General features: G+C 55.7%; 19 protein-coding genes. 1 reads left to right on the top strand and 18 read right to left on the bottom strand.

The features are described 5' to 3' along the window. Positions 1 to 27: 27 nt before the first annotated feature. The 17 genes from FA04_RS24315 to FA04_RS24395 form a co-directional block, all read right to left on the bottom strand. Positions 28 to 420, bottom strand: coding sequence for a hypothetical protein (locus FA04_RS24315; RefSeq protein ID WP_034800628.1), 393 nt, complete (start codon positions 418 to 420; stop codon positions 28 to 30). Positions 421 to 805: 385 nt separating this feature from the next. After that, positions 806 to 2161, bottom strand: coding sequence for a KpsE/RkpR family capsule polysaccharide export protein (locus FA04_RS24320; protein WP_034800626.1), 1356 nt, complete (start codon positions 2159 to 2161; stop codon positions 806 to 808). Next, entirely contained in the window at positions 2162 to 2821 is a 660-nt protein-coding gene (locus FA04_RS24325; protein ID WP_034800624.1) for an ABC transporter ATP-binding protein, read from the bottom strand. A 120-nt stretch (positions 2822 to 2941) separates the two neighbouring features. Next, a complete protein-coding gene (locus FA04_RS24330) occupies positions 2942 to 4168 on the bottom strand; it encodes a capsular polysaccharide export protein, LipB/KpsS family (RefSeq protein ID WP_082936578.1) in 1227 nt (408 codons plus the stop codon). A gap of 143 nt (positions 4169 to 4311) precedes the next feature. Then, entirely contained in the window at positions 4312 to 5181 is an 870-nt protein-coding gene (gene rfbA, locus FA04_RS24335) for a glucose-1-phosphate thymidylyltransferase RfbA (protein WP_034800622.1), read from the bottom strand. A gap of 15 nt (positions 5182 to 5196) precedes the next feature. Continuing rightward, positions 5197 to 6096: a dTDP-4-dehydrorhamnose reductase gene (gene rfbD, locus FA04_RS24340; protein ID WP_234798776.1), complete on the bottom strand. Its 900-nt coding sequence runs from the start codon at positions 6094 to 6096 to the stop codon at positions 5197 to 5199. Beyond that, complete coding sequence (gene rfbB, locus FA04_RS24345) at positions 6093 to 7154, bottom strand: dTDP-glucose 4,6-dehydratase (RefSeq protein WP_034800620.1); 1062 nt, start codon at positions 7152 to 7154, stop codon at positions 6093 to 6095. The genes rfbD and rfbB overlap by 4 nt, the downstream gene beginning before the upstream one ends. A 52-nt stretch (positions 7155 to 7206) precedes the next feature. Next, positions 7207 to 7761 carry a dTDP-4-dehydrorhamnose 3,5-epimerase gene (gene rfbC, locus FA04_RS24350; RefSeq protein WP_034800618.1) on the bottom strand — a complete coding sequence of 185 codons (555 nt, stop codon included), beginning with the start codon at positions 7759 to 7761 and terminating at the stop codon, positions 7207 to 7209. A gap of 231 nt (positions 7762 to 7992) precedes the next feature. Next, entirely contained in the window at positions 7993 to 9228 is a 1236-nt protein-coding gene (locus tag FA04_RS24355; RefSeq protein WP_034800616.1) for a DUF6716 putative glycosyltransferase, read from the bottom strand. A 4-nt stretch (positions 9229 to 9232) separates the two neighbouring features. Next, entirely contained in the window at positions 9233 to 10447 is a 1215-nt protein-coding gene (locus FA04_RS24360) for an acylneuraminate cytidylyltransferase (protein ID WP_335668938.1), read from the bottom strand. Further along, entirely contained in the window at positions 10402 to 11334 is a 933-nt protein-coding gene (locus FA04_RS24365; protein ID WP_034800612.1) for an N-acetylneuraminate synthase family protein, read from the bottom strand. The genes FA04_RS24360 and FA04_RS24365 overlap by 46 nt, the downstream gene beginning before the upstream one ends. A gap of 142 nt (positions 11335 to 11476) precedes the next feature. Continuing rightward, complete coding sequence (locus FA04_RS24370; RefSeq protein ID WP_051659553.1) at positions 11477 to 12547, bottom strand: capsular polysaccharide export protein, LipB/KpsS family; 1071 nt, start codon at positions 12545 to 12547, stop codon at positions 11477 to 11479. A 249-nt stretch (positions 12548 to 12796) separates the two neighbouring features. Then, positions 12797 to 13591 (bottom strand): sterol desaturase family protein, encoded by a 795-nt coding sequence (locus FA04_RS24375; RefSeq protein ID WP_034800610.1) that lies wholly within the window; start codon positions 13589 to 13591, stop codon positions 12797 to 12799. Positions 13592 to 13672: 81 nt separating this feature from the next. Then, the gene (locus tag FA04_RS24380) at positions 13673 to 14470 is read right to left on the bottom strand and encodes a 3-methyl-2-oxobutanoate hydroxymethyltransferase (protein ID WP_034800608.1); all 798 of its coding nucleotides are present in this window, start codon (positions 14468 to 14470) and stop codon (positions 13673 to 13675) included. A 43-nt stretch (positions 14471 to 14513) separates the two neighbouring features. Further along, a complete protein-coding gene (locus FA04_RS24385; protein ID WP_034800606.1) occupies positions 14514 to 15740 on the bottom strand; it encodes an NAD(P)/FAD-dependent oxidoreductase in 1227 nt (408 codons plus the stop codon). Positions 15741 to 15789: 49 nt separating this feature from the next. Next, complete coding sequence (locus FA04_RS24390; RefSeq protein ID WP_034800605.1) at positions 15790 to 16107, bottom strand: MocE family 2Fe-2S type ferredoxin; 318 nt, start codon at positions 16105 to 16107, stop codon at positions 15790 to 15792. 30 nt (positions 16108 to 16137) lie between these two features. Further along, positions 16138 to 17229, bottom strand: coding sequence for a fatty acid desaturase family protein (locus tag FA04_RS24395; RefSeq protein ID WP_034800602.1), 1092 nt, complete (start codon positions 17227 to 17229; stop codon positions 16138 to 16140). A gap of 164 nt (positions 17230 to 17393) precedes the next feature. On the opposite strand from FA04_RS24395, the gene FA04_RS24400 reads away from it, so the two are divergent. Then, a complete protein-coding gene (locus FA04_RS24400) occupies positions 17394 to 18425 on the top strand; it encodes a LacI family DNA-binding transcriptional regulator (RefSeq protein WP_034800600.1) in 1032 nt (343 codons plus the stop codon). Between the two features lie 29 nt (positions 18426 to 18454). On the opposite strand, the gene FA04_RS24405 is transcribed toward FA04_RS24400, so the two are convergent. Then, positions 18455 to 19498, bottom strand: coding sequence for a capsular polysaccharide export protein, LipB/KpsS family (locus FA04_RS24405; protein WP_034800598.1), 1044 nt, complete (start codon positions 19496 to 19498; stop codon positions 18455 to 18457). Positions 19499 to 19533 lie beyond the last annotated feature (35 nt).

The following is a 19533-nucleotide window of genomic DNA, read 5'->3' on the forward strand; positions in this document are numbered from 1 at the left end:
CAGGTTCGCGCTAGCCCCCCCCCAAATTCAGGATTTGACCTGATTGTCAAGGTTCGATTTCGCCTTCAGCGATGCTATACAAAGAGCCATTGCGGCGGTCGGGGCATGACAATAGGCGCCTGTGCCCACAAACGCGGTACCAGTTCCGCCAATAGTGCTCACACCCCAGCGATCGTTCGGCGCGACCGCCTCCATCAATTCGACAGCGGCGTCGATCGATGTTGTGAAAGGCGGTACAATTCCTGGATTTTCGCCCGACGGAACGACCCAAAAGACTTTCTTGGCAGGCTCGCCGTTCGGGTCTGTTTTAACGTACTCGACTTTTTGACGCCACCCCAGGATGGAGCCAATCGCCGCGTCAAATACCCGCTCGGCTTGTTCAGCTTGTTCGAGCTTGGCGATCAATTGATCTATGTTCATACAATCCCCGCATGCTCTTGGGCCTATCAGAAAGAGTCCGCCCGCAGATACCCGCTTTTTTGACTTGACTCAATAAGTCCCTTGTCGCTTGTACCGGCGCCGGTACGAGGCTTGCCTCCTTGGAATACCGCCCGGTCGCCTCAAAAGCAACAAACGTCGGGCTGGGAGGGACGCGCGGTCCTTGCATTGCCGCGAAAGCAAACGGTAGGCCAGTTTAGATGACGCAAGTTCGCGAACTGTGTTATCCATGGCATCCCTCGTTGGGCGGCCCGTTCATATTCATGAGGTGCTAGCGAAGGGAAACGCTGTTTTCCTTCGCAGAATGCAGAAACTGCTTCAAGGCTCCGTGTACGGAGCCGTACGAAACACAACACGCCTTAGTACTTCAAGCACGATCACGAATATTGTAATAACTCATCACACCAATCCCCCAAGCGAAGAGCAATCCAAGTGTGACAAGCAAAGCGCTCATGAACCGTGTAGGATACTGCGCCAGTTCGGAAAGCGTTGGTTCGATAAACAACGCAAGATAGCGCTGGCGATTGTTTGCTTCAATCCGTGCCTTCTCAAGTGAAGCCAACGAGGCTGTATAGGCGCGCTCAGCAAACTCGCGTTCCGTTTCCAGTTCTTCAAACTCGGCAATCCGGCCCGCAACGTCGTGAGCGCTTAAGGCATCCGCCCCAACCCGTTCCTCACCTGTTCCCAACCGCTGCCGCTCAACAGAAAGCTGCTGTTCAATGCTACCGATTCGCGTCTTCAGAAGTCGAATCCTCGGTGTGGACTCGCCCATTTGATTTCTTGCGGTGACTAGATCGGCGTTAAGCTGCGTCCGTTGTTGCTCTAGGGAAGCTATAAGCTGGACAGCGAGTTTCGCCTCCTCTTCCGGGCTAATTTCCTGTGACTTGTCCCGATAGTGACGGAGAGCAACACGCGCCCGACCAAGCCGTGCCTCGCTAGCTAACACTTCGTCTTGCGTGGCTCTGAGGACATCGTTGCGAGCTGCAAGCGAAAGTCCATTTACTAGATTATCGCTGTTTTCAACAATAAACTGGGTGATCGCTTGAGCTTGTTTTGGCTCGAATGCTTTGACTGTGACCTGAATAATGCCTGAGGCGTGATCGAAATTGACCGCGACCATTTCTTTCCAATACTCGAGCTTATCCTCGACAGCTAAATTGGAACCAATGCCATAGAAGTAATCGAGACCTCGAGTGGCGTAGATCTTCTCAAGATTAAATCTCTGATCCGCCGCAGCGACAACTCGCTCACTCATTATATAGTCCATTAGGATATAGCTGTCGGAAACGGTGCTGCCACTCGAAGCCTGCGTAAACATCCCTAAAATATCGGTGGCTCCGCCTGCATCAATGCTTCTCACAGAGAAGGATGCTGAACTATGATACTGATCGGCAGCAAAGAAAGCCATGTACAACGATACCATCGCTGATGGCAGCGCAACAAGAAGAAGGAACGAAATTCCAAGTATAGTGTGCCGAAGCTGATATTTTTTGAACCAGGCCCAATTCGACCCCAGCGGCAACTCAGACTCATCAAGTGGCAATAATCGCGCGCGGCCTTCCGGAAGTCGCGTCGTCGGCACACTTTGTTCGCGCAGAAGTCCTTCAAGTAATGCTATCCCCTTGTTCCTCTCGGCAGTTTTCGGGGATGGCATCGAAGTAGGAGACTGATTAGCGGCTAGTGCGAGTTGAGGTTTCGCGATAGCATCGTCTTTGGCCGCCATTTAATTTCCCTTCATGTTGTTGTCGTGCGCGCGAATTGCGTCCTCGACATCGTCGTAGTAGCTCAGCGCGCCTTTTTCCAGGACAACTCCGCAATCGCAATAGTCGCGGATCGTGCCGGTACTGTGCGATACCATGATCACATCTGCCCCTTTTAGCTTCGTTTCAAAGACAGCATGACACTTTTTCTTAAAGTTTGAGTCACCGACGGCCGTAATTTCATCAACAAGATAGTAGTCAAAATTAACACCCATGCTCAGGCCGAAAGCGAGCCGTGCCTTCATTCCCGATGAGTACGTTCCGACTGGCGCTTTAAAGAATGAACCGAGCTCGGCGAAATCTTCGACATAGTCGATCAACTCAGCGGAATCCACGCCGTAAATGCGGGCCACGAACCGGACATTCTGCTCACCGGTCATAGAACCTTGAAAACTGCCAGCGAAACCTAGCGGCCATGAGATTTTCCCTTGTCGCACAATTCGCCCCTGGTCAAGCTTGATCGCGCCAGCAACTAGGCGCAACAATGTCGACTTTCCCGCTCCATTGCGCCCGAGTAGCCCGACGCTCTTGCCGCGGTGGAGGGTAAGCGAAGCATCCCTAATGATAGGTTTCTTGATTCCCTTCGCGCGGGCATACTTTGTCGCGTGTTCGAACCGAATCATCCCGCTTCTCAGTTTCATTTGAATGGTGTGAACCCAGAGGTGTCACAAAGTTCTCATATAAAGGCTTACTTCATAGTGCGGTTCATGTCGAGGCTGCGTCAAACGCCCCAATCTTATCGTTCACCCGAAAGGATACAGAACGCGACCGACTGCTCTCAATCTAGGGTCCGAGAGGCTCCGAAAGAAGCCAATCGGGTCGGCGCGGAAATCTTCGAAATCACGATCACTCCCGAATTTACGCACAAGCGAGGCCACGAATGGGGTCAACATATGACGCCAACCTAGCATTCCGTAAGGCCCCCAAGCACGCCACCGAGAACCGGAAGCAGATCGTCGGCTCGAACAGCTAAGCTGCTGCTTTATTCCTTCGACGGTCGCCTCGAAGGAGGTCTGCTCTCCAGTCTCTGGATCAAAATACCGAGGGTAGAGCAGATAGGCCCCGGCGAAGAGTGCCTCAATACTTAGGTTCCGCCCGCGACGCGGACTTGGTTGGCGATCATCCGTCAAGCCCCAGCCGGAGTAAAAGGGGCAACCCGCGACCGTCACCTGAACACCGCGCAGCAACGCTTCGAACCCAACGAGTGACGTGATTGTATAAACGTGATCTACGGTGCGTAAAGCTTCCGAGATCGGCAGGCTTTCTGTGACAAGCTCACACAGATGCGCTACTTCAGCAGGATCGGACTTAGCAACACGGACGCGGCTTAAGACGTCAGGATGCGGCCTGTATAGGATCTGGGCACCATTCTGTTCAACTGCAGCAAGCCGTACCAGGTCGTGGTTTGTTATGGGACTCAAGCAACCTTCTCGGATCGACGCGTCGTCCTCAACTTGCCCAATGACAAGGACTCGTTTGCGAGTCTTTTCTCCGTACACGTCCTCCGCACTCATCTGCTTCCGACCGTTGTATTTGCTGACGCCGCTTCTACACAGAAGCTTAATCCCCTCGCGTGCACGGGCCAAGAGCGCCTCATCTCCCTCAAAGTCATACTCTTTGAACAAGATCTCAAGATCCGAAGCTTCGCGACAACTAAAATAAGGAGCCTTGCTGTCGAGCGTCAGGGACAACGGATGACTTCTGCTGGCACTCGGGCGCGCTGAGCGAAGAAAGCCGTCTTCGATGAAAGTCACACTGATGTCGTGCCGTTTTGCGATCGCTTTAGCTGCCTCGGGGAGCTCGCCCCCCCAAACGAGAAATTCAGACCTGTTGACCGCATAAATCGCAAACGCCGCGGCCAAATCTGCTTCGCTGGAATCACTTGAAACAAAGTAAAAACAGCGGTCAGGAAAATAGCGCTTTAGAAAAGGCTTCTTCCAGTCAGTGATTCGAAACGCGAACGTATACAGGCCGACCTCGGACGCCAGACCGGTTGCAAGGTCAACTGCGTCCGCATGCTGCTGGACTGCTGGTCTCTTCCATCCAATCACCAACTTTATACTCCAAGGCCCCGGGCTGACGCCGAAACTGAACCGCCAGAAAGCGCGCTTTTTTAGATATTTTGTACCACGTTCGCCAGATACAGGCCATACGCACTGTTCCCGTAGCGATCTGCAAGGGACGTCAGTTCTCGCGAATTAATAAAGCCTAACCGATAAGCAATCTCTTCTGGACACGCAACTTTGAAACCTTGTCGACGTTCTAATGTTGCTACGAACTCCGATGCCTCCAGCAGACTGTCGGGAGTGCCCGTATCCAGCCAAGCGTAGCCTCGCCCTATTCGCTCAACGTGCAACTTTCCACGTTCTAGGTAGCTTCGGTTTACATCCGTTATTTCGAGCTCGCCTCGGAGGGAGGGACGCAGGTTTGCCGCTATGTCTACGACTTCGTTGTCGTAGAAATAGAGTCCTGTCACGGCCCAGTTAGAACGGGGCCGACTGGGTTTTTCGTCAATCGCAATTGCCTTCATCGCACCATCGAACTCGACAACGCCGTACCGTTCAGGATTGCTCACGTGGTAGGCAAAAACCGTTGCGCCGCTCTGACGTTCCATGGCGCTTTTAAAGAGTTGCGTGATCCCGTGCCCATAGAAAATATTATCTCCTAGAATCAGACACGAAGGATGGCCGGAAACGAAATCTGCACCGATCACATAAGCCTGCGCTAGCCCATCAGGTGACTGCTGTTCCGCGTATGAAAGCGAAATACCCCACTTTGCCCCATCACCTAGCAAGCTCTGAAAGAGCGGCAGGTCCCGCGGTGTCGTAATGATAAGTATATCTCGGATACCAGCCAGCATCAATGTGGATAACGGATAGTATATCATGGGCTTATCATAAACCGGGAGGAGCTGTTTCGAGCTAACCAACGTCATTGGATGCAGCCGAGTTCCACTTCCGCCTGCGAGAATGATACCCTTCATTTGAACCTCTTCGTTCTATACATGCTGCAATAGACGGCATACTGACGCACTTACCGAAGCACTCCAAACTGGCAAACGAATCCCATGATGATCCTGTATTTTCCTCGAACACAGGCGAGAATTAGAGGGACGACGCGCCGGCGTAGGGTAGTCCGCAGCTGAGATGCGCCTGACTTCCGCAGACGGCCCATCAATGGCTCGGGACGCCTTAAGGATTTCCTCAGCGAAGTCTGCCCAACTCGCATCACCTGTCGCGGTCAAATGAAATGTACCTCTAAGCTCACGGTCCCGGGAGTTCAGCAGGTTTTTTCCGACCCTAAATATCTCCCTCGCCAGATCGAGAGCAGATGTTGGATTGCCCACCTGATCGTCGACAACAAGCAGCTCTTTTCGAGTTCTTGCATGGTCTAGTATTGTCCGCATAAAGCTTCTGCCAAAAGGGCTATACACCCAGGCCGTCCTTAGAATCACGTGATCATCCATGACGGCACTGATGAGTTTCTCGCCCTGCAATTTGCTCTGACCGTAGACCCCTAGCGGAACAGCAGTGTCGGTTTCGACGTATGGCGTATTTTTGGTCCCATCGAATACATAGTCGGTGGACAGATGGATTATCGGGACCCGCATATCGCTAGCAGCAACAGCCAACTCTCTCGGTGCCTCCGAATTCACCTTGAAAGCCGCTACGCGGTCGCTCTCGGCGAGATCAACCGATGTGTAGGCGGCGGCGGACACGACTATGTCCGGAGAACATTCTTTCAGGACACCCACTATACTTTTGGTATTCATCAAGTCGAGCTGCGGCCTACCCAGCGCAATAATCGCAATCTCTGGTTGTTCGCGTCCAGTTTCGAGAAGCGCCTGGACCACCTGACCAGTCAACCCTGTCACGAGAAAGCGAATGGGCGGGCTCATGTGGCATCTCCTGGCGTGGTCAAACCAAGGCGCGCACCGTCATAGTTCTTACGCAGTGGCCCCCACCACCATTCATTCCCCAGATACCATTCTATGGTTCTTCTGAGCCCGCTCTCAAAAGATTCCAGTGGCGCCCAACCGAGCTCCGTCTGCAGCTTAGACCCATCGATCGCGTAGCGCATATCATGGCCGGGCCTGTCCTGGACAAAGCGAATCAATTCTTCGCGCGGGCGGCGTGCGGGAATGAGCGAATCTACTATGGAGCAGATGGATCTCACAACATCGATGTTCTGCCGTTCATTGCGGCCGCCAATATTGTAGGATTCTCCTGTTCGGCCGCGCCCGGCGATGAGGTCGAGCGCGCGAGCATGGTCTTCAACAAACAACCAGTCGCGGACATGTCGACCGTCGCCGTAGACGGAAATTGGCTTTCCTTCGATCGCATTCAAGATTGCCAATGGAACGAGCTTCTCGGGAAAGTGATAGGGTCCGAAATTGTTTGAACAATTGGATATCAATATCGGCAGGCCATAGGTTCGCGCCCACGCCTTCACCAAATGGTCAGATGCTGCCTTAGTTGCGGAGTAAGGAGAACTTGGATCGTAGCGGGTCGTCTCAGAGAACAAGTCGCCATCGGCTAATGAGCCGTAGACTTCGTCGGTAGAGACATGAATGAACCGAAACTCGGTTCGCTCTGCGGGCTTCAGAGATTCCCAATAATTCCTCGCACACTCCAGCATATTGAAGGTACCGAGGACGTTCGTTTCGACAAAATCTCTCGCCCCGGTTATTGAGCGATCTACGTGGCTTTCTGCCGCGAGGTGCATGACGCGATTTGGCCTGAACTCGGAGAACGCGCTTGCGATCGCAAGGCCGTCGCGTACATCAGCTTTTTGAAAACGATACCTCGGATTGTTTTTTACTGGCTTAAGCGAGCCGAGCGTTGCTGCATAGGTTAGACTGTCGAGATTGAGTACGTCGTATCCCTTGTCGACAATAAGATGGCGAACGACCGCAGATCCGATAAAACCTGCTCCTCCGGTAACAAGAATACGCATGCGTTATCACGATCCTTTTTGACAGACGATTGTAATAAAGGTTCCATGCGACTTATGCGAAGTTCGCATATAGCTCGTTCAACCGCGGTTGCTTCTTGTCCTTGTCTGACACGACAGCTTCGGCAATCGATGTTGGCCACGTAATCTCGAGTGCGGGATCATTCCAAAATAGCCCGCGCTCAACCTCCTGTTTGTAATATGCGGTCACTTTGTAACAGATTGTGGTTTCGGGTTTGAGCGTGCAAAAGCCATGAGCAAATCCCGGCGGAATCCAAAGTTGGCGACCGTTTTCGTCAGAGAGTTCAGCGGCTACAAACCGCCCGAACGTCGGCGATCCATGGCGCAAATCAACTGCCACATCCCAAAGCGCACCTACCGGGCAAGAAACGAGTTTTCCTTGAGCATGCGGCGCGAGTTGGTAATGTAAACCGCGCACCGTACCAGCCTTTCGCGAGTACGAGAGATTCTCTTGCACAAATGCGAACGAGCCAATGTTGGCTTCAAATTGGTCGGAGCGGAACGTCTCAGAAAAATAGCCGCGTTCGTCTTCCATTCTATTAGGCGTGATTAAGACAACTTCCGGAATACTCGTTTGCTCGAACAGCATAACTTCACCCTTTTCTCCCCTCGTGCGTGTTCTAAGTCCATGGCCGCTGCCGCACTAGCAGTTGAGCATAGGCTGATGACATCAGATCTGGCCCGGCCACGCACAGGTTCGCTGTTGATCTAGCGACGAGAACGCTGCCCAACGCCCGTCCGTGCTTTGGATTCGACAAGCATCGAATCCTCCAAACTGATCGGACTCGGTCTCTGACGCTCGCGTCAGTAGGCGGACACACTAGGTAACCAAGCAAAGCAACTGCTGCCAAAACTTGGCGATGGACGCAAGCATCCCCGACCCCAAAGGTTTCCTTTGAGATTTGAACGTACGCGCAAGTACACCCGAAGTACCTTCTCGTCGCATGAGGTGAGCCCTTAACTCTGGCGACATCTCAGCGCGTTGAGGTCTCTGCATCAGGGGAACTCGAGGCGCAGCAGCCAAACCAATCGCCTCGTTCACCAGACGGTCAATGACTGTATTGGGATCCGCAATAAAGCGTGCCTTCCATTCCGCGTCAGGCTTGCTGACGAACGGGAACTGCAGTTCGGTGAAAGTTCGAATTATGCCCGAGCCAAAGAAGTATTGTAGGCCGTACTCCTCGTGCGCCCCAAAGTCACCGATCACAGCCGTTGGAATTCCCGCGTGTATCGCCTCAGCTGCGACGGTGGAACACACGGTGAGACAGTGGGAGGCCGTCGCGAGGAGCGTCGATGCCTTTTCACTAGTGAGCGCGAGATTGCTAGGCCATCCCCCTTGCGACTGTGCGGCCGCCCTGAGAAGTGGTTCGATCGGATGCCACGATCGATGCAAACTTGCTTCCTTCGTCGCCGTGCGCGGCTTTACGACAAAGTTCGTTTTCGGGAAACGTTTGGCCAATCGAACTAGTTCTGCAGCCAAGAATTCTCTTTCAGCATGATATCGCGGTATGACCGCCTGCTCGAAAAAGACGACTGGTCCGGACGCCAGTAGTGGCCGCGTCACAGGTTCAAGCAAAGCGCCAAGCCCGAAAACTCGCGCATTGCTGGCATCGACACGAAAGGAACTACACATTGCAGCATATGATTCGGCATCTGCTTGACAATTCAGCCAAAGCAGGTCGCTCCCGGTGCGCATGGAAAAGCCATCAAGCGCATATCGAAGAACGAGACCAGGATAGCAAGAAATTACCAATGGACGTCGGTCACCTAGCTGGACCAGGTGGTGCATGAGCCGCCTAGTCGATAAGCCCTCCAGACAGGAAAGGAGAATGTCGTAGTCGGCGACCTCGTGGGTAACGCAGAAACTTTCAATGTCGATCCAACGGACTTTCGTCCCGCCAACATACTGCTCGACTTGCTTACCGCTAATCTGGGTCTGTCGCCGTGCTTGCACCAAAGCCAGCTCTACGGTGCAACCTGAACGCTCAAAATACGGCGAGATCAATCTAGCAGTATTAAGAAATGAATCGTACGACGCAAGCGCCAGGACACGCATGCGATTACCCGATCAGCTTTTGCGAGGTGAGCAACTCACTAACTTCCCTCAGGGCGCCGTTTCCACCAGCCTTTCCAAGCACGAGTGTTGCTACAGCCTTAGCCTCAGTATGGGCGTCAGATGGAGCGAAACTTAGCCCGCAAGCTTTCATGCAATCCAGATCATTAACATCATTGCCGACGTACGCTATCTCCGTCCACTCGAGGCGGTTTTCAGCGCGCCAAGCGTCAAGCGCTGGCAACTTATTGTGAACATGATGCAAAACATCCATCTGAAGCTTGGCCGCACGTGCGCTCACTACGGGATTTTTCTCACGAGACAGAATGAGTGTTTTAACTCCCCGATTCCGAAGAAATTCAATGCCCATACCATCACTACGACTGCAACGAACCGCCTCCGTACCGTCTTGGTTAACAAGCACTCGGTCATCCGTATGTACGCCGTCGAAGTCCGTGACAAGCGCCCTAATCGTCCTCTTCGGTATGGTTCGCTGCAAGTCATGGATCTCGGCATAGGCTTCAGCGATTACCCAATCCTCAGCCGTATCAATTTCAATTGGCGGCATAGCGACCGGGACAAGAACTGTTACGCCGCAGAACCTTTGCTCGGTAGCCAAGAACTCAGGTACGCGAACAGCATAGATGGCTCCCGTCTCTCTGTAGCGCGGTATCATATCCTGTCGCCGTTGACGCGGTTCCGCATGATTGTGTGTAAGACCGATCGCTGTTCCATCGCTAGCTACTTGCCAAATGAAGCCGTGATCCTCAATCGCGGCGAAGGCGCTCGCAGCCCCGCGATTTAAAAGTTCCGATACAACAGCATCGATTTGCTCGGGAGTGGTAAACGGTGAGGTGCATTGAATGAAAACGAGCACATCCGGCATCGTCCCCGTCATGCCTTCAATCTCACGCAAGGCATGTATTAGTGCCGATTCAGAACTTGCGGTGGAATTTGATAGCGCGGGCGGGCGGGTGATAGCAGTAGCGCCGAAACGTTTCGCTACCTCGAGTATCTCCGATGAGTCGGATGAAACGTAGACGTTGGACACGAATTTCGACTCAATAGCAGCCAAAACGGCGCGCCCTACCAAGGGCACCCCATTCAAATATCGTGTGTTCTTGCCAGGGAGGCCAACAGAACCTCCCCGAGCTGGAATTACGGCGACAACTTGCATCACGAAATTTGCCGAATTTGCCCGCCGTGCTTTTCTTCGCGCCATTTCAGCTTGTCACGTTGGACCAGCTCGACGTCGAGCATTTCTTTTCCCTTGTACGTCACCGCCTTGCTCACATTCTTCAAATCGCGGCAGAGACGGCGCAACCCGTCAGGCTCAAGACTTGCGGCGTGATCGGTCCCCTTCCAAGTGCGGTCCAGCGTGAAATGACGCTCTACGTACTCAAAGTCCCCTTTGCCATAAACATTTCGACCAATGATCCCCGCCGTCATCGCGGCGACGTCTGCGGCGATCCCCAGGTGATGGCCAGAAAAGCCAATCGACTTAACTTTGTCACCGTAGCGTTCCTGCAATCGGTTAATCTCAAGCACACAAATATCGGCAAAGGCCACCGGATAGCCCGACGTGCACGCATAGAGAACCAGATCTTTGGCGCGCCCACGCTTTTCGTAAAACTCTACGAGCCGGTCAGTTTCTTCATGCGTGGTCATTCCGGTAGAGACATGGATCTCTCCATCAAAGTTCTTGCAGAGGAACTCCTGAAGCACATAATGCTGATTTGTTGCGGACGGCAACTTTATCAGATTAGGTTTCAGAGCGGCGATCTCCTGCGCAGACGTAAGATCCCACACGGAAGTTGAATAGTCGATCCCCATCGCCTGGCACTCTTCGCGCAGTTCCCGATGCTGACCAACAGAAAACTCAAGAAACTCACGATGCTCGCCGTAGGTCGCACCATACGAATTGGCAGGAACGGGGTGCGGCCGATCATACTCTTCCGGAGTCAGCAGCTCTCGGTTGTGACGCTTCTGAAATTTGGCGACGTGGGCGCCGCAGATCTTTGCGGCAACACGTATGAGTTCCTTGGCAATGTCCATGCTACCCATGTGGTTGCAGCCGATTTCCGCAATCACTTTAATTTCGTTTGTCATATTCAGGATCCTGTTGGTCTTCGGTTACTCCGGCGTATGCCGTACTTGGATTGGGCCACACCGATGCACTTGCCAGTAATGACGCTACGCTGTCCTTAGACATTTGCGGCATCAAAGGCAATTGGCTGCGTCAGTAAAGAGATCAGTTGGTGGACAAAGAACTCAGCCCTGGACCTTCATTGTCCGTCAAAGCTCGGACCCGGGCGGCTTCAGTTGCGTCATGCAACCATTGGAGTACAGCCTCCATTTCGGAGGGCTGAGAACTCACGAAGTAGCGAGATCGTAGTATGTACGCTGCAGCAAATATCTCCTGCACAGAGCGGAGCTTGGTTCGGCGCGAAGTGCGCAGCCTATCGTCGGTTACGCCCCAACCAGCATAGAACGGCAAACCGTAGCACGTCACCGCGATCCCACGAAGAAGGGCTTCAAACCCCATAAGCGAGCTGATTGTATACACTCGATCGACTCCCTCGAACGCTTCCGCTGGCGCTATGTCATCAATCAACACCTCACAGATGTCAGCGACGGCCGCCGGGTCTGAAACCCAAGCGCGGGTGCGATGCAATACCTCAGGGTGCGGCTTGTAGACGATCTGCGCGTTCGGGTTTTCGGCTGCGGCAAGCCGAACGAGATCGTTATTGGTTAGGGGCCGATCACAACCGTACTTTACTGCGGCATCAGTTTCCACCTGTCCAATAACCAAGATACGCGGCCTCTCCTTTTTCCCGAGAACAGCATCGAGAGTCAGGCGTCTGCCCAAGTTGTACTTGCTCACTCGAAAATTGAGCAACAGTTCTATACACTTTTCCGCTCGCTCCATTAGGGCTTTGTCTGAAGCGAAATCGTATGTCTCGAGGATAAGTTCAAGATCAGAGGCATTCCGCGCATCGTAGTGCATGGTACGTGAGTCAACAATGAGCGATGCGGGTGGAGATCTATGGGCACCGAGCGCCACCGAGCGAAGGAAGCCATCCTCAACATGAAAAAATGGAATTCCACAGATACCGCAGAATATCTTCAAAAACGGCCAATATTTGAAACCCCAAACATAGACTTCAGGCTTCTTGTAGAGAAGTAATCGAAAAGGCCAACCGTGGATCAGCATTGTGGGCGCCTTGCGGCTTAGCACAGTGCATTCAAGATCAGGAAACCAATTCGGAACCTCATCTTTCCAAGGTTTGAAGCCGAAGAAGAAGGCTTTTCTGCGCGGCATAATAAAGCTGTTATCTCCGTCGATTCGCGCGTCCCTCCTCGAACAGAGGACAATACGTCTTGTTGTTGGGCGCCGGACGCAAAGTATTCATCCGGAACTAAAAACGAGTGGTCAGAGGTACGTCGTTGGAGTTACCGAACCTGAGCCGTTTGGCGAATTCAAGGCCCGATCGATCCCAAACCGATGAGACAGACGCCAATTGGCATTCTCTCTAAGTGGGAGCAGTGCGACTCTGGGTTGCGCGGCTCCTCATTCGACAACATGAATTCCGGGAACCTTTGACATTCTGATCGCCGGTGCCTCGCCCTCAAAAGCCTCCACCCGCCGATCATAGTTCGGCGCGACCGTGCCCATCACGCGGTCCCAGAACGAGAAATAGTTCGCGTAGTTGTACTTGAATTCGGCGTGGTGCTGGTCGTGATAGGTCGTGCAAAGCATTGGCGAAGGATACCGCGCCGTGCGTGAGGCGAAATATTCGAAGCCGGCGTGGCCGAAGGTGCCGTTGATCTGATCGAACAGGCGGTGGGTCAGAAGGATGATCGGCGGGAACGGCACGAGAAACGTGATGACGGCATAGTAGCCCTGGCTCATAGCGGTATCAACTAAGCCGATCGAGTCGTTGCTCCAGGCCGTCGGCGCGACACTGCGGTGATGCAGGAGATGGTACTTATAGAAGAGCTTGGTGTGCAGCAGCCGGTGGGCGAAATAGAACCAGGCGTCGAAGAGCACCATGCAGAGCACGAACAGCGGAATGGCCGTCCACCAGCTGAACTCCCAAGGCGAGAACAGCGTCCATCCCTTGTACTGGACGAAAAGCCCTATCGCGACCGACGTGCAGGTCACGAGGATCGAGGCCATGCTCTGGCGGATCTCGATGGCCTTGCGCTTCTCGCCGCGCCGCCCCTTTTGGATGCGGCGCTCGGGGTTGCGGTCGTTGAGCCAGGTGATGCCGTAGCCGAGGATGAAGTACAGCGCCACCGTCGCTGCATAAATCGCGGCCAGCAAGCCGACAAAGGTGAGACTGTCCTGAAGAAGGGCGCTCAAATCGTGATCCGTCGCGGAAAGAAAAGTTGAACTGGTGTGTGGACTATATCAAGCACCCTCTTCCGCGCAAGGCGTACAGCTTTAGCCGCGCTCAAACTCGGCCAGAAATGCGCGCAATTCTGCGCCGTCAATGCCGACGAGGTGGCCCTCCTGCGGATACCTGCCCGAGTGCACATCCTCGGCAAACTCCGTGAACGCGGCGATCCGTTCGCGCTGAAGCCGGTCGTATTCGGCGGCAAAGTTGCGGTATGTCTTGGCATGGCGTGGCACGTGGCCGCGATTGCTGCCGAGCACGTCGGCGGCAAACAGATATTGGGCGTCGCAGCCGCAGCCTGCCCCCATCGAGAGCATCAGCATCGAAGTTCTGGCACTGATCGGTGCTGCAACTTCTCCCGGTACGACCTCGATTTCTGCAGCGAAGGCGCCGGCTTCCTCGAGCGCCTTGACCTGCCGCCAGATCTCGAGTGCAGTCGCGGCCGTCTTGCCGACAGCACGGAAGCCGCCGGTCCAGGTGGCTTTGGATGGGATGAGGCCCACATGGCCGCAGACGGGAATGCCCTCCTCTCGCATCAGCCGGACGGTCGAAAGCCCGGCAGCACAGTAGACCGCATCGCCGCCGGCCTTCAGCGCCTTGAAGGCCGCACGCATGTACTCTTCCGCCGTGACGTAGTCGCCATATTCGAGCCCCGGAAAGGCAAAGCAGGTGGGCGCCACCTCGCGAAACTCCGGTCCTAAGAGCGTCGGGGGAACCGAAACGAGGTCGATGCCGGCGGCTTCTGCCGCTTCGGCTTCATCCAGCGTCTCGACGCGCAGCATGGTGAGCTGGCGCTTGCCCTTCATCGACAAGAGATCGGCAACGGTCGGACGGTGGCTTTTCATGAGAAGGCTCCGGTTGGAAACAGGACGAGATTTGCCGCTCACGCTAGGCGGCGAGGAGTGCTTTGAGCTTGGTATCGGGCGAGATGAGCGCTTGCGGGTCCGGCCGCTTTGCGGCTGCAATCAGCATTTCGGCAAGCCGAATGTCGCGCGCGACCGCATTGCCCGGTCCGATGCCGGAGGCCGCAAGCAGCCGACCGGTATCGTCGAGATGAAAAAGAATGAAGGCGTCGTCGGTAAGTTCGCGCCGCACGGTCGTTGCAGTACCCTCAGCAAGCCCCGCGATCTGCAGTGTCAGATCATACTGGTCGGACCAGAACCACGGCACGCTGGTGATCGCCTCGCCCCCGCCGAGCAGATTGCCGGCAACGAGCGTCCCCTGATCCTGCGCATTGCGCCACGCCTCAAGACGTATCCGACGATCACCATAGTGACAGAGCGGGAACGAGCAGCAATCGCCAGCGGCGTAGATATCCGGGTCGCTGGTTTGAAGCGTTGCGTCGACCGCAATGCCGTTCTCGATCGAAAGGCCGGCGACGGCTGCAAGGTCCGTGTTCGGGACCGCGCCGATGCCAACGACGACGAGATCGGCCTCAATTGTCTCGCCGCCGGCGAGAACGACGCGCGCACGGCGTTCGTCCGCGTCGATACGTTCGATCTTCGCGTTGCATCGTATGTCGACGCCTTCTGCTCGATGCCGCGCGGCAACGATTGCGGCGATCTCCTCCGGCACGCCGCGCGAAAGGATGCGCGGCAACCCTTCGATAAGCGCCACGGCAGCACCGAGCCGGCGCGCCGTTGCGGCAAGCTCCAGACCGATGAAGCCACCGCCGATGATCGCAAGCTTGCGACCGGGCGAAAGTTCGCGGCGGATCTCTTCAGAATCGGCATGGGTTCTAAGCGTGCGGATGCGGCGTGACACCTCATCTATACCGGCGATGGTTCGCGCCCGGGCACCGGTCGTCAACAACAGCCGGTCATAGGCGATGCTGCTTCCGTCTGCGAGCGTCACGCGCTTTTCTGCGCGATCGATGGCCATGACCGGGATATCCGTCAGGACTTCGATCGCTGCTGCCGCATAGCGCTCGGCATCAGCGACATATTTCGGCGCGACCTCTGCCTTGAGCCCTTCCTTCGAAAGAGGCGGCCGCTCGTAGGGAAGATGCGGTTCCGCGCCGATCAGTGTGATCTTACCGTCGTATTGCTTTTCCCTGAGGGCAAAGGCGGCCCTTGCGCCACATTCGCCGGCGCCCACGATGACGATGGAACCCATCTCAACCTCCCTGCCCGCCGCGGCGAGCCCAATCCTATCGAGAGCGGCTTCAGCCGAGCGCGATGAACACGCTTCCGGCCTCGACCTTCACGGGATAGGTCTTCAGGTTGACGCACACGGGAGCGCCCTTGGCCTGGCCGGTCTTGTAGTTAAAGCGGCCGTTGTGCTTTGGACATTCGATGATGTCGTCCATGACCAAACCGTCGGCGAGATGGATGTGCTCGTGCGTGCAAAGCCCGTCGGTCGCGAAATATTCGTCGTCGGGGCTGCGGTAGACCGCAAAGGTGCGTCCGCCGTGATCGAAACGGATCACATCTTCCTCATCGATTTCGTCCGCTGCGCAGACCTCAACCCAGTTTCCGCTCATGACTTCCTCCCATTTCCTGGCATTCGTTGGTTATTCGGCTGCGTGCACGATCGCATCCCTGTGAAACTCTTCCCGGTAGGGCTTCGCGGTCGCCGGCAACTTGCGCTTCAGGAAGTAATCTTCGTTCCGCAACTGTCGCAGAAAGGCCGGGATCATTTCGCGGTAGCCGTCCAGCATCGACGGGTTCGGCTCCGGCAGATCATGCTTGATCATGGCGTGCAGCTTCGGCAGCGCGTGATAAGGCACCATCGGGAACATGTGGTGTTCCACATGGTAGTTCATGTTCCAATAGACGAAGCGGCTCACCGGGTTCATGTAGACTGTGCGGCTGTTCAGCCGATGGTCGGTCACGTTGTCGGCAAGACCGCCATGCTGCAGCAACCCAGTCAGCACATGGTGCCAGGCGCCATAGAGCCTCGGCAGACCGATCAGCATCAGCGGCAGGATCGAACCGAGATAGAAACAGGCGGCAATCGTCGCGGCATAGATCGCAAACCAGATGCGCGCGACCAGGATCGCCTTCGGCTGCTCCATTTCAGGGATGAAAGTCGCTTCCTCGGCGCTGATGATGCCGAACGTGTTGCGCACCATATCGATCATCGCGTGCCAAACGTCGAGCACGCCGAAGAAATTGAGGACGAGGCGCAGCAGATCCGGCGGCCGCATGACCGCGATTTCGGGATCCCGGCCGACGATCACCGTATCCGTGTGGTGGCGGGTGTGGCTCCAGCGCCAAGTGACCGGATTGCGCATGATCATGAAGCAGGCGATCTGGTAGACCGCATCGTTCATCCACATCGTCTTGAAGGCCGTGCCATGGCCGCATTCATGCCAGCGGCTATCGGAGGCGGATCCGTAGAGAACGCCATAGGCAAGGAAGAACGGGACGGCCCACCAGGTGCCCCAGAAGGTGATGCCGAGTGCGCCGAACAGAACGAGACAACCGAGCCAGATCGCAGTGTCGCGGATGGCCGGACCATCCTCGCGCTTCATCAGTTCCTTCATCTGCTTGCGCGGAATGTCGGTGTGATACCACTCTGCGGCCGAGAGACCGCTGGCGACCGCCGCCTGGGCATCCCGGCCAAGCAGGCTATAGTCTCGCTTCGTCGGCATCATCGTCATTTGCGCTCCTCCCCGCGGTCCGACCCGATCTGGCCGGCGACGTCTCATGTCGTGCAATGACGATAGGTTGACTTTTGCCAGGTCTCAATGCAGCAATGATATATTCTCTCAAATGATGTCATAAGCCGCATTTCACGCGTGATACAAACCTATCAGGAGCCACGATGAGCAACCGTCCGACCATTGCCGACCTTGCGCGTACTGCCGGCGTCAGCGTCGCCACCGTCGACCGCGTACTCAACGGGCGCCATCCCGTGCGCGAGGAAACCGCGCGTCGGGTCTATGAGGCTGCTAAATCAATCGGCTATCACGCCGTGGGCTTGATCCGGCAGCGCGTCTTTGAAGACCTGCCGCAATACAGGCTTGGCTTTGTGCTGCAAAAGCCGGAGCAGGCCTTCTATCAAACCGTTGCGAAGGAAATCGAAATCGCGGCACTGTCGCTCTCGCATGCCCGCGTCTTCGCCCAGATCGATTTCGTGGCAAATTCCACCCCATCGACCATCACGGACAAGCTTCGGGCCGCTGCGGCGCGGAACCAGGCCATTGCGCTCGTCGCTCCCGACTACCCGGCCGTGACCACCGCGATAGAAGAACTCAAGGAACGCGGCATTCCGGTCTTCTCCCTGCTTTCGGATTTTGCCGCAGGCGTTCGCGAGGGCTACGTTGGCCTCAACAATCACAAGGTCGGCCGCGCAGCCGCGTGGATGATCACAAAGGCGGCCAAACGCCCCGGCAAGGTCGCTGCCTTCGTCGGCAGCCATCGCTTTCTCGGCCACGAGCTTCGGGAAATTGGCTTTCGCTCCTATTTCCGTGAGCACGCGCCGGATTTCGAGGTGCTGGATACGATGGTTAACCTCGACACGGCCGAGATCACCCATGAAGCGACGCTCAATCTGCTGCAGCGCCACCCGGACCTGATTGGCTTTTATGTCTGCGGCGGCGGCATGGAAGGGGCGATCTCGGCGATCCGCGAGGAGAAGCTTGAGGGAAAACTGATCGCGGTCGTCAACGAGCTGACGCCGGATTCCCGTGCGGCCCTTGGCGACGATGTCGTGACCCTGGCGATATCGACCCCGACGGCCGCCCTCGCGCGCGAAACGATCAACCTGATGATCCAGGCGATAGACAAGGGCCCGACCGGAGCGCCGGGGCAAACCTTCTTGCCGTTCGACCTCTTCACACCGGAAAATATCTAGGCAGATGGTGGTTCGTGAGAATGACGGCGCTACGCCTCGCGCCGCGTCTGTGCAATTTCTTTCACAAGGTATTCAATGGCCGCCAGTGTATCCAACCGCACCCATGTCTCAGGATGGCGATACACTGGATAGAGACTCAAAGCCGCAAAGGTGAGTTGATCGAGCGTCGGGCGCGCCCCCGACCTGCGACGCAAGGTGCTTTGCGAAGCCTTGCCCGATCGGTCGTCGGTAAGACCCCAGCCTGCATAAAACGGCGTTGCATAGCAACGGACAGGCAATCCCCGCAAAAGCGCATCGAAGCCCATTTGGCTGGACACTGTCCAGACCTCATCGACGATTTCGAGGATTGAGGCGGCAGAGACCTTGTCCGCCATCAAGATGATCCCGGGCGTTTTGGCAGCCCGCTCTGTCATGTAGCCGCGCCTATGGCCGGCGATCACATCTGGATGTGTCCGAACAACGCACTGAGCGCCGCTAGCGAGGGCATCATCCAACATCCGATGAAAGGACGCCGGCGATCCGAGCGCCTTTGCAACGGAAACATCCCCGTACACTTGATCCACGAGCAGCACCCTGCGCCGGTTAGTGCGTTCAATGCGCGGACTATGGTGGGGCAAGCTGTTGTATTTAGAAAGCTTGTTCGCCACCAGGGCCTCCCGGATGGTGGCACCCGTGTTTGTGAACTCCGCACGACCCGCTTCGGCGATCAACAACTCTAGACGCGAGGCACGACCCGCTTCGACCGGAAGCGCTTTGTCGTCGATAACAATCGAAATCGGCACACTGCCTTCCTTACCCAGACCCACGGAGCGTAGAAAGCCATCTTCGAGGTGCCAATGCGGTAGACCTCTGAGGCGTGCAATGCGGATAGCTGTCTTTGCCGGCAACCGACCGCCCCAAGAGACGATCCCGTCGAGTGAAGATGACAGCGTCGAATGAAGCGGCGCATCCCCGAAGTAGTTCCGCAGCCAGGGGAATGCCTGCTGCACGAAAAAGGATGCCCCTATTCTGGAACCCCATCTCGGGTGCCAGGGGCGCGTTGTTTCTGGCGATACTTCGTCCAGCTCGTTCATCCCTTTGTCTCAAGCCGCTAAAGTTCTCAACTTCG

The organism is Ensifer adhaerens, assembly GCF_000697965.2.
GTDB classification, from domain to species: Bacteria; Pseudomonadota; Alphaproteobacteria; order Rhizobiales; family Rhizobiaceae; genus Ensifer; species Ensifer adhaerens.